Annotated in this window: 11 protein-coding genes; 9 read left to right on the top strand and 2 right to left on the bottom strand. The window is 71.0% G+C overall.

All coding sequences use genetic code 11. The features are described from left to right. Positions 1-24 precede the first annotated feature (24 nt). Positions 25-1,566: a ricin-type beta-trefoil lectin domain protein gene (locus tag BG418_RS24415; protein WP_188276120.1), complete on the bottom strand. Its 1,542-nt coding sequence runs from the start codon at positions 1,564-1,566 to the stop codon at positions 25-27. Positions 1,567-1,673: 107 nt separating this feature from the next. Here BG418_RS24415 and BG418_RS24420 point away from each other — a divergent pair, with 107 nt between their 5' ends. The 4 genes from BG418_RS24420 (at position 1,674) to BG418_RS24435 (ending at position 7,711) form a co-directional block, all read left to right on the top strand. Beyond that, positions 1,674-3,065 (top strand): aspartate ammonia-lyase, encoded by a 1,392-nt coding sequence (locus BG418_RS24420; RefSeq protein ID WP_188276121.1) that lies wholly within the window; start codon positions 1,674-1,676, stop codon positions 3,063-3,065. Between the two features lie 58 nt (positions 3,066-3,123). After that, positions 3,124-3,798 carry a DUF402 domain-containing protein gene (locus BG418_RS24425; RefSeq protein ID WP_188276122.1) on the top strand — a complete coding sequence of 225 codons (675 nt, stop codon included), beginning with the start codon at positions 3,124-3,126 and terminating at the stop codon, positions 3,796-3,798. Between the two features lie 270 nt (positions 3,799-4,068). Further along, on the top strand, positions 4,069-6,126 hold the full coding sequence (locus BG418_RS24430) for a SpoIIE family protein phosphatase (protein ID WP_188276123.1): 2,058 nt from the start codon (positions 4,069-4,071) through the stop codon (positions 6,124-6,126). Positions 6,127-6,250: 124 nt separating this feature from the next. Beyond that, a complete protein-coding gene (locus tag BG418_RS24435) occupies positions 6,251-7,711 on the top strand; it encodes a catalase (protein WP_188276124.1) in 1,461 nt (486 codons plus the stop codon). A 65-nt stretch (positions 7,712-7,776) separates the two neighbouring features. Here BG418_RS24435 and BG418_RS24440 read toward each other — a convergent pair whose 3' ends face one another. Continuing rightward, complete coding sequence (locus BG418_RS24440) at positions 7,777-10,158, bottom strand: transglycosylase domain-containing protein (protein ID WP_188276125.1); 2,382 nt, start codon at positions 10,156-10,158, stop codon at positions 7,777-7,779. A gap of 259 nt (positions 10,159-10,417) precedes the next feature. Between BG418_RS24440 and BG418_RS24445 the strand changes: the two genes are divergently transcribed. From BG418_RS24445 to BG418_RS24465, 5 genes are read left to right on the top strand one after another with little or no spacing between them, the layout of a single operon-like run. Beyond that, on the top strand, positions 10,418-11,125 hold the full coding sequence (locus BG418_RS24445) for an ABC transporter ATP-binding protein (protein WP_188276126.1): 708 nt from the start codon (positions 10,418-10,420) through the stop codon (positions 11,123-11,125). After that, a complete protein-coding gene (locus tag BG418_RS24450; RefSeq protein WP_188276127.1) occupies positions 11,122-13,464 on the top strand; it encodes an ABC transporter permease in 2,343 nt (780 codons plus the stop codon). Before BG418_RS24445 ends, BG418_RS24450 begins: the two co-directional genes overlap by 4 nt. A gap of 44 nt (positions 13,465-13,508) precedes the next feature. After that, positions 13,509-14,033 (top strand): PadR family transcriptional regulator, encoded by a 525-nt coding sequence (locus BG418_RS24455; RefSeq protein WP_188276128.1) that lies wholly within the window; start codon positions 13,509-13,511, stop codon positions 14,031-14,033. Further along, a complete protein-coding gene (locus BG418_RS24460) occupies positions 14,030-14,722 on the top strand; it encodes an ABC transporter ATP-binding protein (protein ID WP_188276129.1) in 693 nt (230 codons plus the stop codon). Before BG418_RS24455 ends, BG418_RS24460 begins: the two co-directional genes overlap by 4 nt. Continuing rightward, positions 14,719-17,052, top strand: coding sequence for an FtsX-like permease family protein (locus BG418_RS24465; RefSeq protein WP_188276130.1), 2,334 nt, complete (start codon positions 14,719-14,721; stop codon positions 17,050-17,052). Before BG418_RS24460 ends, BG418_RS24465 begins: the two co-directional genes overlap by 4 nt. Positions 17,053-17,218: the final 166 nt, after the last annotated feature.

A 17,218-nucleotide genomic window follows, 5' to 3' on the forward strand; every position in this document is an offset into this window, starting at 1 on the left:
TCGGCTATGCGGAGGCCTTCGTCGTCACGCGAAGGTCTGCGCCGCCGATCCGTCGCACGCCCTCAGCGTCAGCGGGTCCTTCGCCGCCGACAGCGTGGCGCACAGGCCCGTGGCCGCCGCCGGGCGCAGGGTGGAGCCGTCCCGTACGAACTCCTGGTTGGCGCCGCCGTGGCAGTTCCAGATGATCAGCCTGGCCCCGGCCGTGTAGTTCGCGCCCGGGACGTCCAGGCAGCGGTCCTGGGTGAGCTGGGTGTGCAGCGACCTGCGGTCGGTGTCGTACCACCAGCCCTGGTTGCGGCCGCCGTGGCAGTCCCAGCCGATGACGGCGGTGTTGTTCGCGCTGCTGGCGCCCGACACGTCCAGGCAGCTGCCGGTGGCCGTGTTCTTCAGCGGCTGGTACGCGTCGTCCCAGGCGAGCGGGTAGAGCACCGGCGAGCCGGTGGACGCGGGGTCGGCGCAGCTGCCCTCGCGTACGTCCGCGTCGTAGATCTGGGTGAGGCAGGACGCGAAGGCGCCGTGGCCCCGGTAGTTGGGGTGGAAGGACTGGCGGACCGAGTTGGAGTCCGGCAGGCCGGGCTTGGAGAGGTCGATGTACAGGCCGCGCGCCCAGGTGTCCTCCATGCACACCTCATGGCCGTTGAAGAGCCGCGAGTTGTCGAGGAAGACCGCGCCGGTGTCGGCGGCCGCCTTGCGCATCCCGCGCTCGAAGGCGGGCACCGCGGTGTTGCGGCCCCAGACGGTGTCGGAGTCGTAGCCGAGGCCGCCGCAGACGAGCTTTCCGGGGAAGTTCGGGTTGTCGTGGAAGTCGGGGCCGATCGGGCTCGGGTAGCCCATCACGACCAGCTTGTAGTCGCCGTCGGCGTACCCGGCGTCGCGCATCACGGTCTTCAGGTCGTTGACGGTCGCCTCGACCTTGGGCACCAGGCCGTCCACCCTCGCCTGCCAGCCGGGCGCGTACTTGGACTCGCACGGGCCCTGGAGCAGCAGATACCGCTCGACGCAGTCCGTCATCACCGGGCCGAACTGGAGGTCGTCGTTGGCCCCCGCGACCAGCAGCACCATCTTGATCCGGGTGTTGCGGGCCTTGATGGCGAGGCTGTCGCTCTGGACCAGTTCGTCGGCGTACTGCTTGGTGCCGCCTATCTTGATGTTGCCGGTGTACGCGCCGGAACACGCCACGTTGTACGTCTCGTCGGCGGGGATGCCGGTGCGGTGGATCGCGGAGTCGGGGGCGCGGTGGCACCAGTTGTCGGGGCCGTTGGTGCCGGCCTCGTAGGTGCCGACGCCCTCGCCGGAGATCTCGCTGTCGCCGAGCGAGATCAGCCCGGTCTTGCGCTGATCCATGGGCCGCTCGGCGGAATCCCCGTACAGCTTGACCGCCTCGGCGGCGCGGATCTTCTCCAGGTCGGGCGACAGAGGGGTCGACTGTACCGTCGCCCCGTGCGCGGTCGTCCCGGTCGTCGTCGCGTGCGCGGTCGCCGCTGTCGCCGTCATGCCGCCGAACGCGGCCGCCGCGGCCACGGTGGCCGCGAACGTGGTGCGAAGTCTGTGCCTGGTGCGCCTCATTGCGCCTCCCCGGTGGTTTGTTACCACCGGTATTTACCGGCCAGTAGGGCGCAGGGGGAATAGCTGGAACAAGACAACTGCTCAACTTTGCCAGGAGGTTCATCGACATGAACGACATTGCGTACCGCATCGAGCACGACTCCATGGGCGAGGTGCGGGTCCCCGCGCACGCCAAGTGGCGGGCCCAGACCCAGCGGGCGGTGGAGAACTTCCCCGTCTCCGGGCAGCGTCTGGAGCGCGCCCACATCGAGGCGCTGGCCCGGATCAAGGCGGCCGCCGCCAAGGTCAACGCCGAACTCGGCGTGCTCGACAAGGACATCGCGGGCGCGATCCAGGAGGCGGCCGCCGAGGTCGCCGAGGGGCGCTGGGACGAGCACTTCCCGGTCGACGTCTTCCAGACCGGCTCGGGCACCTCGTCGAACATGAACATGAACGAGGTCCTGGCGACGCTGGCGAGCGAGAAGCTCGGCCGGGGCGTCCACCCCAACGACCACGTCAACGCCTCGCAGTCCTCCAACGACGTCTTCCCCTCCTCCATCCACATCGCCGCCACCGCCGCCGTCACCGGCGATCTGGTCCCGGCCCTGGACCACCTCGCCGAAGCGCTGGAGCGCAAGGCCGCCGAGTTCGCGGACGTGGTGAAGTCGGGGCGTACGCATCTCATGGACGCCACTCCCGTCACCCTGGGACAGGAGTTCGGCGGCTACGCGGCGGCGATGCGATACGGCGTGGAGCGGCTGCGGGCCTCGCTGCCCCGGCTCGCCGAACTCCCGCTCGGCGGCACCGCCGTGGGCACCGGGATCAATACCCCGCCCGGGTTCTCGGCGGCCGTGATCGCCGAGGTCGCGCGCGCCACCGGGCTGCCGCTCACCGAGGCCCGCGACCACTTCGAGGCACAGGGCGCGCGGGACGGCCTGGTGGAGACGTCCGGCCAGCTCCGCACCATCGGCGTCTCGCTCACCAAGATCTCCAACGATCTGCGCTGGATGGCGTCCGGGCCTCGTACGGGATTGGCCGAGATCAGCCTTCCCGACCTCCAGCCGGGCTCCTCGATCATGCCCGGCAAGGTCAATCCGGTCATTCCGGAGGCCGTACTGATGGTCGCCGCGCAGGTCACCGGCAACGACGCCACGGTCGCGGCGGCGGGCGCGGCCGGCAACTTCGAGCTGAACGTGATGCTTCCGGTCATCGCCCGGAACCTGCTGGAGTCGGTGCGGCTGCTCGCCAACGTCTCCCGGCTGCTGGCGGACCGCACGGTCGACGGGATCACCGCGAACCGCGAGCGGGCCCGGGAGTACGCGGAGTCCTCGCCGTCGGTGGTCACCCCGCTCAACAAGTACATCGGATACGAGGAGGCCGCGAAGGTCGCCAAGAAGTCGCTGGCCGAGCGCAAGACGATCCGCGAGGTGGTGCTTGAGGGCGGTTACGTGGAGCGCGGCGACCTCACCGAGGCGCAGCTGGACGAGGCACTGGACGTCATGCGGATGACGCACCCCTGACGAGCAGGTCGTGACCTGCATCGCAGCGCCCCCTTGACCGTGCTCCTAAGATCTGCGCATGACAGGTACCGGAGGCATGCACCACTGGGCGCCGGGGGACCAGATCCTCTGGCGCTACCGCGACCATGCCCCCGGTCCGAAGCGCGGGTTCCACATCTGCCGCCCGGTCACCGTCGTCCAGGACACCGACGAACTGCTCGCGGTGTGGATGGCGCCCGGCACGGAGTGCGTCAAGCCGGTGCTCGCCGACGGCACGCCGGTGCACGAGGAGCCGCTGGCGACCCGGTACACCGCCCCGCGCACGACGGAGCGCGCGCGCTGGTTCGGCACCGGCGTGCTCAAGCTCGCGCGCCCCGGCGAGCCCTGGTCGGTCTGGCTGTTCTGGGAACGGGGCTGGCGCTTCAAGAGCTGGTACGTGAACCTGGAGGAGCCGCGCACGCGGTGGTCGGACGGGATCGACTCCGAGGACCATTTTCTCGACATCTCCGTCTACCCGGACCGCAGTTGGCAGTGGCGGGACGAGGACGAGTTCGCGCAGGCCCAGCGGGTCGGGCTGATGGACGCGGCCCAGGCCCGGCGGGTGAGGGCGGCCGGGGCGGCGGCGGTCGATGTCATCAAGGCGTGGGGCGGGCCGTTCTCCCAGGGATGGGAGCAGTGGCGGCCCGATCCGCGCTGGCCTGTTCCGGTACTTCCGGCGGACTGGGATCGCACCCCGGCGCATATGCCGTCGTGAGACCCTTGATGCGCCCCCGGGGTTCAAACGTAGGATCGTCCTCCGCAAGGCTGCGCATCAGCAACGAGGGAACCCAGGGCGCAAATTGACCGTATGTCACTTCAAGGGGGGTCGAGACGTGACCGGTGTCGCGGCCGCCCGGCGAATGGGGCCGTCCCCGCTCCGCAGGAGCCCGGGGACGGGTATACCGCGTGAAGCGACTGCCTCGCGCATCCAAGACCTGCCCCCAGCACGGTGGATGTCTCACTCCGGACGGACGGAACCCGACGCGTGACGGAGCACCAGCCCACTTCGCACGAGAGCCGGCAGCAGGACCAGCTGGCCCGGCCGCCAGAAGCGGCCCGACCGCGCCCGGACGAGCCGGGCGCGGGCTCCGCCGCGCCCGCCCCCGGGGCCGCGGACCGGACGGGCGTACGGCGGGGAGCGGCCCGCGCGGCCACCGCGTCCGTGTCCGTGCCCGGCCAGCCCGACCCCGGCGCCCGTGACCTCGCCCGCGACTCCGGCACGGGAGCCCCGACAGGCGGGGGCTTCTCCGGCACCCCCGGCGGCGGCTCCGCAGGCTCCGGCGGCGACAGCGGCGGCGGGAACCCGCCGGGCGGCGAGAGCGCGGCCGTGGCCCGCCGCGAGGGCGACCGGCTGCGGTTCGTGGGCGCCGCGACCCGGCGGATCGCGCGCGGCATCGACCTCGACGAGATCGTGCTGGGGCTGTGCCGGGCCACCGTGCCGACCTTCTCCGACGCGATACTCGTGCATCTTCGCGACCCGCTCCCGGTCGGTGACGAGCGCCCAGCCAGCCCCTTCGTGCTGCGACTGCGCCGTACCGACCGGCTGCGTTTAGTCGATGAATCGCTTCAGGAGCCGGAGGCGATCGACGCCCTGTCGCTGCTGAACGCGCAGACGGATCTGACCCCGGCCGCCGAGCTCTGCGAGGTGCGCACCGGCGGCGCGCTCGCCGAGGTGCTGCGCGGGGTGCGGCCGGTCTTCGGCGACTCCGTGCCCGCCCGGCTCGCCCTCGCCGAACTGCTCGGCCCCGACCGTCCGGTCCCCGCGGGCCACCGGACCATACTCGCCCCGCTCCGGGGCAGGCGCCGCGTCATCGGCGCCGCCGTCTTCGTGCGCGGCCTGGAGCGGCCCGCCTTCGAGGCCAACGACCTGCTGGTCGCCGCCCAGTTGGCGACGCACACGGCCCTCGGCATCGACAAGGCCGTCCTGTACGGGCGCGAGGCGTACATCGCCGACGAGCTCCAGCGGACCATGCTGCCCGACTCGCTGCCCCAGCCGACCGGCGTCCGCCTCGCCTCCCGCTACCTCCCGGCCGCCGAGACCGCCCGGGTCGGCGGCGACTGGTACGACGCGATCCCGCTGCCCGGCAGCCGGGTCGCGCTCGTCGTCGGCGACGTCATGGGCCACTCGATGACCTCGGCCGCGATCATGGGCCAGCTGCGCACCACCGCGCAGACCCTGGCCGGGCTCGACCTGCCGCCGCAGGAGGTGCTGCACCACCTCGACGAGCAGGCCCAGCGCCTCGGCACCGACCGCATGGCGACCTGCATGTACGCGGTGTACGACCCGGTCGCCCACCGCATCACCATCGCCAACGCCGGACATCCGCCGCCGGTCCTGCTCCATCTGGGCGGGCGCGCGGAGGTGCTGCGGGTGCCTCCGGGCGCGCCGATCGGCGTGGGCGGGGTCGACTTCGAGGCGGTCGAGCTGGACGCCCCGGCGGGCGCCACCCTGCTCCTCTACACGGACGGGCTCGTGGAGTCCCGGCTGCGGGACGTGTGGACCGGCATCGAGCAGCTGCGCGAGCGGCTGGCCGCGACCGCCCAGCTCACCGGCCCGGACCACTCGCCACCCCTGGAGGCGCTCTGCGACGACGTCCTGGACATGCTGGGCCCCGGCGACCGCGACGACGACATCGCGCTCCTCGCGGCCCGCTTCGACGGAATCGCGCCGTCCGATGTGGCGTACTGGTTCCTGGACCCGGAGGACTCGGCCCCCGGCCGGGCCCGCCGCCTGGCCCGCCGGGCCCTTGAGCGCTGGGATCTCGGCGAGCTCACGGACTCGGTGGAACTGCTGGTCAGCGAGGTCGTCACCAACGCCGTGCGGTACGCGGAGCGGCCGGTCACCCTGCGCCTGCTCAAGACCGACGTGCTGCGCTGCGAGGTCGGCGACGACTCCCCGCAGCTGCCCCGCCAGCGCCGGGCGCGCGACACCGACGAGGGCGGGCGCGGGCTGTTCCTGGTGAACCGGCTGGCCAGGCGGTGGGGCGCGACCCGGCTCTCCGGCGGCAAAGTGGTCTGGTTCGAGCTGCCCACCCCTACGTAAGGACCCTGTCCGTACTTAGGCCAAGACTGGACCGGGTCCAAGTGTTGCCGACACCCCGTCGGCGGAGTTGACTGGCGTCGTGGACGAAGCGACCTCATAGACCCCACGCGACGGGAGAACGCTCGTGTCGGACGCACCCCAGACCCCGTACACGACCAACAACGTCGGTATCCCGGTGGAGAGCGACGAGCACTCGCTCACCATCGGGCACACCGGACCGATCCTGCTCCAGGACCACTACCTCATCGAGAAGATGGCCCAGTTCAACCGGGAACGGGTGCCCGAGCGGGTGGTCCACGCGAAGGGCGCGGGTGCGTACGGCACGTTCGAAGTCACCAACGACGTAAGCCAGTTCAGCAAGGCCGACCTCTTCCAGCCGGGCAAACGCACCGAGATGCTGGCCCGCTTCTCGACCGTCGCCGGTGAGCAGGGCTCCCCCGACACCTGGCGCGACCCGCGCGGCTTCGCCCTCAAGTTCTATACGGAACACGGCAATTACGACCTGGTCGGCAACAACACGCCGGTCTTCTTCGTCCGCGACCCGCAGAAGTTCCAGGACTTCATCCGCTCGCAGAAGCGCCGCCCGGACAACGGGCTGCGCGACCACGACATGCAATGGGACTTCTGGACGCTGTCCCCCGAGTCGGCGCACATGGTGACCTGGCTGATGGGCGACCGGGGCATCCCGAGGACCTACCGCCACATGAACGGCTACTCCTCGCACACCTATCTGTGGGTGAACGGCGGCGGCGAGCGGTTCTGGGTCAAGTACCACATGAAGACCGACCAGGGCATCGAGTTCTACACCCAGACCGAGGCCGACGACATGGCGGGCCGCGACGCCGACGTCCACCGCCGCGATCTGTACGACTCGATCAACTCCGGGAACGCGCCGAGCTGGACGATGAACGTGCAGGTCATGCCGTTCGACGACGCTCCGGACTACCGCTTCAACCCGTTCGACCTGACCAAGGTGTGGCCGCACGGCGACTACCCGCTGATCGAGGTCGGCCGGATGACGCTGAACAAGAACCCCGAGGACTACTTCGTCCACATCGAGCAGGCCGCCTTCGAGCCGTCCAACATGGTGCCGGGCATCGGCCCGTCCCCCGACAAGATGCTGCTCGGCCGGCTCTTCTCCTACCCGGACACCCACCGCTACCGGATCGGCCCCAACTACTCCCAGCTGCCGCCCAACCGGGCCCGCTCGCAGGTCAACTCGTACGCGAAGGACGGGCCCATGCGCTACGAGCCCGCCCGCACCGGCGCGCCGTACGCGCCCAACTCCTACGGCGGCCCGGCGGCGGCCACCGAGCGGTTCGGCGACATCGCCGGGTGGCAGGCGTCCGGCGAGATGGTCCGCGAGGCGTACCAGCTGCACCGCGAGGACGACGACTGGGGCCAGGCGGGCACCCAGGTGCGCCAGGTGCTCGACGACGCCGCGCGCGAGCGGCTGGTGGGCAATATCGCGGGCCACCTCAAGGACGGCGTGAGCAGGCCCGTCCTGGACCGCGCGATCCAGTACTGGCGCAATGTCGACAAGGCGCTCGGCGACCGGGTCGCCACGGCGGTCAACGGGACCTGACGCCAGCTGATACGAGGACGGCCCCCGCCGGGGAAGGGCGGGGGCCGTCGTCGTGTGCAAGGGCGCTAGGGCAGCGTGCCGCCGCCTTGTGTCGGGTCGGCCGTGCCGCCGCCGGGTCCGGCGGTCGTGCCGCCGTTGGCCTGGCCGGTGGTGGTCCCGCCGTTGGCCTGCCCGGTGGTCGTGCCGCCGTTGGCCTGCCCGGTGGTCGTGCCGCCGTTGGCCTGGCCCGTACTGGTCCCGCCGTTGGCCTGCCCGGTGCTCGTCCCGCCGGTCGTGGGCGACTTGGTCGGGGTGTGGGTCGGGCTGTGCGTGGGGGACTTGGTCGGATCCTTGCTCGGGGTGTGCGACGGCGTGTTGGACGGAGTGTGCGACGGCGTGTTGGAGGGGACGACCTCGTCCGGCTGGACGGCGGCGCCCTGGTCGGTGTTCAGGTCGAACTTGGAGTCGTCGCTGCCGACCGCGTCGAAGGTGTACGCGGACCAGATCTTCGCCGGGAGGCCGCCACCGTTGACCCGGCCATCGGTGCCGGCCGCGTCGGTGAGGGGGACCTGACTGCCCTTGCCGACCGTGACGTCCTTGCCGTCGACCTTGATCGTGCGGGGACCCGCGGCCTCGCCCCACAGGCCGACCGAGGTGACCAGGGACGGGGTGTAGCCGGTGAACCAGGCCGACTTGTTGTCGTCGGAGGTACCGGTCTTGCCCGCGACCGGCTGCCCGTCCCGGTTCGGCGCGTCCCGCACCGAGGTCTTGGCCGTACCGTCGTCGACCACACCGGTGAGCACCGAGGTGACGGAGTCGGCCGCCTCCCGGCTGATCACCTGGTCGCCGATCGGGTCCGGCTTGTTGTACTTGGCCACCTTGTGCGTCGCCGACTTGACGATGGACGGCGTGACCAGCTTGCCGTGGTTGTCGAGCGTGGCGTACGCGCCGGCCATCTCCATCGGGCTCGCGCCGTAGGAGCCCAGGGTCATGGAGGGCTCGGCACTGACGCCCTTCATGTGGTTGAGGCCGAGCGCGACGGCCGTGTCCCGCAGCTTGGGCAGCCCCACGTCCACGCCCATCTGGGCGAAGACGCTGTTCACGGACTTGTTCATCGCCGTCTGGACGGTGATAGGGCCGTAGCTCATGTCGTCTTCGTTGGGCGGGTTGTAGCTCTTGCCGCCGTCACCCTTCACCGGCCGCTTGCTGTCACCGTTGTAGATGGTGCTGGCCTTGATCTCCTTGCCGTCCTGCGTCTCGGACTTGTTGTTGAGCGCGGCGGCGAGGATCAGCGGCTTGAAGGTCGAGGCGGGCTGGTAGGCGGCCGTCCTCGCGTTGCTGAGCTGGTGCTTCATATAGTCCTGGCCGCCGTACAGGGCGACGACCGAACCGGTCTTCGGGTCGACCGAGACGGCGCCCGCCTGGATGTCCTGGTCGACCTTGCGCTTCTTGTCGAGCTTGCTGGTCAGCTCCTGCTTGACCGCGCCCTCAAGGAGAGCCTGCTTCTTGGGGTCGATGTTGAGCGTGATGGTCCAGCCGCCCTTGGCCAGGTCCGCCTCGCTGATGCCGTTGCGCACCAGCTCGGCCTTGGCCGCCTGCACGAAGTAGCCGGTCTGGCCCTCCATGCCGGGGTCGGGCTTGGGCTCCATGGGCGTCGGGAACTTCATCCCCGCCCGCTGGGCCGCATCCAGCTCATTCATCTTGACCATGTTGTCGAGGACGTAGTTCCAGCGGGCCGTCACCAGCTTCTTGCCGGTCTCCGAGGCCACCGCCCAGTCGTACTGGCTGGGGGCCTGGAGCAGCGCCGCGAGGTAGGCGCCCTGCTCGGTGGTCAGCTTGGAGGAGTCGACCCCGTAGTACGCCTGCGCCGCGGCCTGGATGCCGTAGGCGTTGCGGCCGTAGTAGCTGGTGTTGATGTACCCGGCCAGGATCTCCTTCTTGTCGTACTTCTGGTCGACCTTGAGGGAGATCACCAGCTCCTTGAGCTTGCGGGTGACCGTCTGGTCCTGGCTGAGGTAGAAGTTCTTGACGTACTGCTGGGTGATGGTCGAGCCACCCTGCTTGCCCTTGCCGGACAGGGTGTTGAGCAGACCTCGGGCGGTGCCCCTGAAGTCGACGCCGGAGTCCTTGTAGAAGGACATGTTCTCGGCGGCCACGAAGTCCAGCTGGACCTTCTCGGGGATCTTGTCGAGCCCGACGACCTCACGGTTGAGCTGCCCGGTGCGAGCGATGATCTTGCCGTTGGAGAGCTTGTAGACGTTGCTCTCCAACTGCGCCGCCGCGTTCGCCTTCGGGATCGGCGTCATCAGATAGATGATGTAGAAGCCGCCCATGACCAGCAGGATGAACCCGAAGAACGCGCCGAGCATCTTCTTCCAGGTGAAGAGCCTGCGTATCCGCCCGCCCTTCTTCTGCTGGTCCCGGCGCGCACCGCGCTGCCGGGCCCGCCGCTCTTCCGCTCGGCCCATAACCTCAGTCGCTCGCCTTCTTGACTCGCCAGATCAGCTCAGAAAACTAACACCGCACGTACGGACAAAGAGGAGCCGATCACGTCTTTTCCGTACGTGACAATCAGCACCCGGTCCATGGGAACCGACTGCCAAACGGTGTACAAGGTTGCCAGACCTTTGGATCCTGCCCGTTTTTGCCAGGGAATGTCATGCTCGCCGGGTCACTATGCACGGGGGGTATACACACCGCGTATACCTAGTGCGTATAGTCGTCGGCATGTCATACGGCTCTTCCCTCGGACCGCTGCTCGCGGCCACCGGTCTGCGCAAGGCCTTCGGCTCCACCCCGGCGCTCGACGGCGCGGACTTCGCCATCGCGCCCGGCGAGATCGTCGCGGTCATGGGCCCGTCGGGCTCCGGCAAGTCCACGCTGCTGCACTGCCTGGCCGGGATCGTGCCGCCCGACGAGGGGACGATCACGTACGACGGCCGTGAGCTGACCGCGCTGAACGACGCCCGGCGCTCCGCGCTGCGCCGCTCGGACTTCGGCTTCGTCTTCCAGTTCGGCCAGCTCGTCCCGGAGCTGACCTGCGTAGAGAACGTGGCGCTCCCGCTGCGGCTCGACGGGGTGCGGCGCAAGGACGCCGACCGCACGGCCCTGCACTGGCTGGAGCGGCTTGAGGTCGCCGAGCTGGCCAAGCGGCGGCCCGGCGAGATATCCGGCGGCCAGGGCCAGCGCGTCGCCGTGGCCCGCGCCCTGGCCACCTCGCCCCGCGTGGTCTTCGCGGACGAGCCGACCGGCGCCCTGGACTCCCTCAGCGGCGAGCTGGTGATGAAGCTGTTCACCGAGGCCGCCCGCGACTGTGGCGCGGCCGTGGTCCTGGTCACCCATGAGGCCCGGGTCGCCGCCTACTCCGACCGCGAGATCACCGTCCGGGACGGAAAGTCCCGCGACCTCACCCTCGCCGGGAGCGGCGCGCGATGATCCGCCGGCTCCACCAGCTCGCCCTCGGCGCCAAGTTCGCCGTCACCGGTGGCCGCGAGGGCTGGATCCGTACGGTCCTCACCGCGATCGGGGTCGGGCTCGGCGTCGCCCTGCTCTTCGTCGCCGCCTCGATCCCGCACGTCAACGAGGCCAACACCCGGCGCGGCGACGCCCGGGTGCCCGCCGCGTCCGGCTCCGCCAAGGGGTTCGCGCACACCGACGCCTCGGTGCTCTTCAACCCCGCCCACACCGAGTACCACGACGACGGCATCGCCGGACTGCTGCTGCGCCCCGAGGGTGCGCACCCCGCCGTTCCGCCCGGTCTGAGCGCCCTGCCCGGCCCCGGCGAGATGGCCGCCTCGCCCGCCCTGCGCGATCTGCTCGCCTCCCCGTCCGGTGAAGTACTGCGCAAGCGGCTCCCGTACAAGATCACGGCGTCGATCGGCGACGCCGGTCTGATCGACCCGAACGAGCTCTTCTACTACGCGGGCAGCGCCACCCTCTCCAAGGCCGACGGCGCGAGCCGCACCAACGCCTTCGGCGGCCACCTCGACAAGGTGCCGCTGACGCCGACCCTGGTGGCGCTCACCGTGGTCAGCTGTGTCGTCCTGCTCACCCCGGTCCTGATCTTCATCGCCACCGCCGTACGGTTCGGCGGAGAGCGGCGCGACCGGCGGCTCGCCGCGCTGCGCCTGGTCGGCGCGGACACCGCGATGACCCGCTGGGTCGCGGCCGGTGAGGCGCTCGCGGGCTCGGCGTTCGGGCTCGTGCTCGGCGTGGCCCTCTTCCTCGGCGGCCGTGAGCTCATCGGGGGCGTCCAGCTGTGGAGCTTCGCCGCCTTCCCCGTCGACTTCACCCCGGTCCCGGCGCTCGCCGCCCTGGTGCTGCTCGCGGTGCCGCTGGCCGCCGTGGTGGTCACGCTGTTCGCGATGCGCTCGGTGACGGTCGAGCCGCTGGGTGTCGTACGCGAGAGCAGGCCGCGCCGGCGCAGGCTCTGGTGGCGTCTGGTGCTGCCGGCCCTCGGGGTCGCGGTCATCGCCCTCTCCCCGACCGGCGGCCTCGACCGGGTGACGCCGGACCCCGACCTCGTCGCCTTCGGCACGGTCCTCACCCTGTTCGGTCTCGCCGCGCTGCTGCCGTGGGTGGTGGAGGCGGCGGTGGCCCGGCTGCGCGGCGGCCCGGTCTCCTGGCAACTGGCCGTGCGCAGGCTCCAGTTGAGCGGCGGCACCGCGAGCCGCGCGGTCGGCGGGATCACCGTGGCCGTGGCGGGCGCGATCTCACTGACGATGATGTCCGCCGGGATCCACGACGACTTCGTCCGGACGAACGACCACGATCCCAGCCGCGCCCAGATCGACGTGGTGTCACAGATACCGAGCGGCGAGCGGGCCCAGCGGATGATCTGGGACTTCCGCGAGACCACGGGCGTCACGTCGGTGATCGGCACGGTGGAGACGTACGCGACCAGGCCCGGCCCCGTCGCCGAGGGCGACATTCGGCCCACCACCACCCTGACCGTCGGCGACTGCGCCACCCTCGCCGAACTCGCCCACGTCGGCTCCTGCAAGGACGGCGACACCTTCGTCGTCCATCCCACCGACGACAAGAAGCAGGCCGCCTGGGTCGACCGGTCGGCCCGCCCGGGCGAGGCCGTCAACCTCGACACCACCGCGGACTACGACTCCTCGGTCGAGCCGCTCCTGTGGACCCTGCCGAAGTCGGCCCGCCCGGTCGACTCCCGCCCCGACCCGATGGGCGAGCAGCGCTCCGGCATCTTCGCCACCCCCGGCGCGGTCGACGTCACCAAGCTGCCGTCGGCCGAGACGAAGGCGATGGTCAAGGTCGACCCCGAGCTGCCGGACGCCGTCGAGTACGTACGCAACACGGCGGCCGCGATCGACCCGGCCATGACCGTGCGTACCATCAGGAACGTCGAGCGCGACAAGAACTACGCCAGCATCCAGAAGGGCCTGCGGGCCGGGGCGATCGCCACGATGCTGCTGATCGCGCTGAGCCTGCTCGTCTCCCAGATCGAGCAACTGCGCGAGCGCAGGCGGCTGTTGTCGGTCCTGGTGGCCTTCGGCACCCGGCGCTCCTCGCTCGGCCTGTCGGTGCTCTGGCAGACGGCCGTGCCGGTCGTCCTCGGCCTCGCGGTCGCCGTGACGGGCGGGACCGCCCTGGGCGCGGCCCTGCTGCACATGGTCGACAAGGAGATCACCGACTGGTGGACGTTCGTGCCGCTGGCCGGGGCGGGCGCCGCCGCGGTGCTCGTGGTGACCCTGCTCAGCCTGCCGCCGCTGTGGCGGCTGATGCGCCCCGACGGACTCCGCACCGAGTGACCCCCCACCCGTACGCAGACTTGACCTTCAGAAAGGCTCCGAGCATGTCGATCGGCCACACCCTCCTCGGACTCCTTGAGTCGGGCCCCCGCCATGGGTACGACCTCAAGCGTGCCTTCGACGAGAAGTTCGGGCACGACCGCCCGCTGCACTACGGGCAGGTCTACTCGACCATGTCGCGCCTGCTCAAGAACGGCCTCGTCGAGGTCGACGGCGTGGAGGCCGGCGGCGGTCCCGAGCGCAAGCGGTACGCGATCACCGACGCCGGCATCACCGATGTCGAGGCCTGGCTCAAGCAGCCGGAGAAGCCCGAGCCGTACCTCCAGTCGACCCTCTACACCAAGGTCGTGCTCGCCCTGCTCACCGGCCGCAGCGCCGGTGAGCTCCTGGACACCCAGCGGGCCGAGCATCTGCGGCTGATGCGCATCCTCACCGACCGCAAGCGCCGGGGCGACCTCCCCGACCAGCTGATCTGCGACCACGCCCTGTTCCATCTGGAGGCGGACCTGCGGTGGCTCGAACTGACCGCCGCCCGCCTCGACCAGCTCGCCACGGAGGTACGCGCATGACGCCCGCCGGTTCTCTGCTCATCGCCCGGGAGCTGCGCAAGGCGTACGGGCCCACCCCCGCGCTCGACGGCGCCGAGTTCTCCATCCACCCCGGCGAGGTCGTCGCGGTGATGGGCCCCTCGGGGTCCGGCAAGTCGACGCTGCTGCACTGCCTGGCCGGGATCGTCACCCCCGACTCGGGGTCGATCGTCTACAACGGCCGTGAGCTCTCCTCGATGAAGGACGCCGAGCGCAGCGCGCTGCGGCGTACCGAGTTCGGCTTCGTCTTCCAGTTCGGCCAGCTCGTCCCCGAGCTGACCTGCGTGGAGAACGTGGCCCTGCCGCTGCGGCTGACCGGCGTGCGGCGCAAGGAGGCCGAGCGCACGGCCCTGTCCTGGATGGAGCGCCTGGAGGTCGACGACCTCGGGCACAAGCGGCCCGGCGAGGTCTCCGGCGGCCAGGGCCAGCGCGTCGCGGTCGCCCGCTCCCTGGTCACCTCGCCCCGGGTGGTCTTCGCGGACGAGCCGACCGGCGCCCTCGACTCGCTCAACGGCGAGCGCGTGATGCAGCTGCTCACCGAGGCCGCCCGGTCCACCAACGCGGCGGTCGTCCTGGTCACCCACGAGGCCCGGGTCGCCGCCTACTCCGACCGCGAGGTCGTCGTACGCGACGGCAAGTCCCGCGACATGATGCTGGAGCACTCCGTATGAACCGCCTGAGGGACCTCGCCCTGGGGGCCAAGTTCGCGCTCACCGGCGGCCGCGAGGGCTGGACCCGCACGCTGATGACCGCGCTCGGCGTCGGCCTCGGCGTGGCGCTGCTGCTCGCGACGACCGCGCTGCCCGGCGCGCTCAGCGCCCGGGACGCGCGCGAGGTCGCCCGCAACGACTTCGGCGCCGACGTCACCTCGGGCCCGGCCGCCGACACCATGCTGCTCGCGCGCACCGACACGGTGTACCGGCACGACGACATCCGCGGCCGTCTGCTGCAGCCCGAGGGCGACAAGGCCCCGGTGCCGCCGGGCCTGTCGGCGCTGCCCGCGCCGGGCACGATGGCTGCCTCGCCCGACCTGCGCGACCTGCTGGAGTCCCCGGCGGGCGCGCTGCTGCGCGAGCGGATCCCGTACAGGATCACCGCCACGATCGGCGACGAGGGCCTGCGCGGCCCGCATGAACTCGCCTACTACGCGGGCAGCGACACACTGAAGGCCCGCAAGGGGTCGGGCTCGGAACGGGGCGAGGTCGACCGGATCAGCTCGTTCCCGGACAAGGCCCCGGGTGACAGGATCGACCCGATCCTCGCCCTCCTGATCGTGATCATCTTCGTGGTGCTGCTGCTGCCGGTGGCGGTGTTCATCGCGGCGGCCGTACGGTTCGGCGGCGAGGGACGCGACCGGCGGCTGGCCGCGCTGCGCCTGGTCGGCGCGGACAGCCGGATGACGCGCTGGATCGCGGCGGGCGAGGCGCTGGCGGGCTCGGCGCTCGGACTCGTCCTCGGCACGGTGTTCTTCCTGATCGTGCGGCAGTACGTGGGCGACATCACGATCGCGCAGCTCAACGTCTTCCCCTCCGACGTGAACCCGAGCGTGGGTCTCGCGCTGCTCGTGGGGGTGGCGGTCCCGGCGGCGGCGGTCGGCGTGACGCTGTTCGCGCTGCGCGGTGTGGTGATCGAACCGCTGGGTGTCGTACGGAAGTCGGTGCGGCGGGGCCGGCGGCTGTGGTGGCGCGTACTGCTCCCGGTCGTGGGCCTCGGTCTCCTCGCACCCATGATGGGCAAGGGCCGAGACCGAGGGTTCTTCAACCAGGCGCAGGTGATCGGCGGCACGGTGCTGCTGCTCATCGGCGTGACCGCGCTGCTGCCATGGCTGGTGGAGACGGTGGTACGACGGCTGGGCAGCGGCGGGCTGGGCTGGCAACTGGCCGTCCGCAGGCTCCAGTTGAACTCCGGCGGCGCCGCCCGCCTGGTGAACGGCATCGCGGTGGCGGTCGCCGGGGCGATCGCGCTGCAGATGCTGCTCAGCGGTGTCGAGAGCGACTACGTGACGTCGAGCGGCGAGGACACGGCGCGGGCGCAGATGTACGTACCGATGAACGCCGACGTATCGAAGGCGGAGCAGCAGCGCAGGGTGTCGATCCTCCGCTCGACGCAGGGCGTCACGGGCACCGTGACACTCGGCCACGCGACCCTGGGCAGCCGTCCGGCGGACCCCGACCAGTACGCGGCGGCGACCATCGGGGACTGCGCGGCGCTGCGGGAGGTCGGCGAACTGCCGTCCTGCAAGGACGGCGACGTGTTCGTCGCCACCGGGAACGAGTTCGGCGGCACGGCGGCGAAGCCGGGCGCGAAGCTGTACTTCGAGCCGTCGTACGGCGAGAACAAGGGTGTCGGGCTGGCGTACACGATCCCGCGCGAGGCGAAGACGGTCCCCGCCCGCCGGGACCCGATGGGCAGCCACACGAGCGGTCTGCTGGCCACGCCGGGCGCGCTGAAGCTGAAGGGGTTCGAGCGGGTCCCGGTCCAGTCCACGACGTTCGTGACGCTGCGGCCGGGCGATGCCAAGGCCGCGGACCGGGTCCTGAACGCGTCGTGGGCGGCCGACCCGCTCACCGGCGCGCGGGCGCTCAACGACCAGAAGACGGCGACGAAGTTCGCGGGGGTGCGGCGCGGGCTGTACATCGGGGCGGCGGCCGTCCTGATGCTGATCGGCACGAGCCTGCTGGTCTCGATGCTGGAGCAACTCCGCGACCGCCGCCGCCTGTTGTCGTCCCTGGTGGCTTTCGGCACCCGCCGCACCACCCTGAGCTGGTCGATCCTGTGGCAGACGGCGGTCCCGGTGGCCCTGGGCCTGGCCCTGGCCACAGCGGTGGGCCTGGGCCTCGGCGCCATGCTGCTGCGCATGGTGGGCCGCCCCCTGCACGTCGACTGGCCGTCGGTACTGGGGATGGTGGGCATCGGGGGAACGGTGGTCCTGATGGTGACGGCACTGTCACTGCCACCGATGTGGCGCCTGATGCGACCGGATGGACTGCGGACGGAGTAGGGCGGCAGTTGCCCCACCCCGCCCCTTCCCTAAAGCCCTGGGCGGGCAGCCGGGTGCTTTGGCTGCGGGCCGGTGGGGGCTTGTCGCGCAGTTCCCCGCGCCCCTAGGAGGTACCTGGCAACCCGGGATGCGACCGTCGACCTTTAGGGGCGCGGGGAACTGCGCG

The sequence above is a fragment of the Streptomyces sp. CBMA152 genome, assembly GCF_014596475.1.
In the GTDB taxonomy this organism is placed as follows: domain Bacteria; phylum Actinomycetota; class Actinomycetes; order Streptomycetales; family Streptomycetaceae; genus Streptomyces.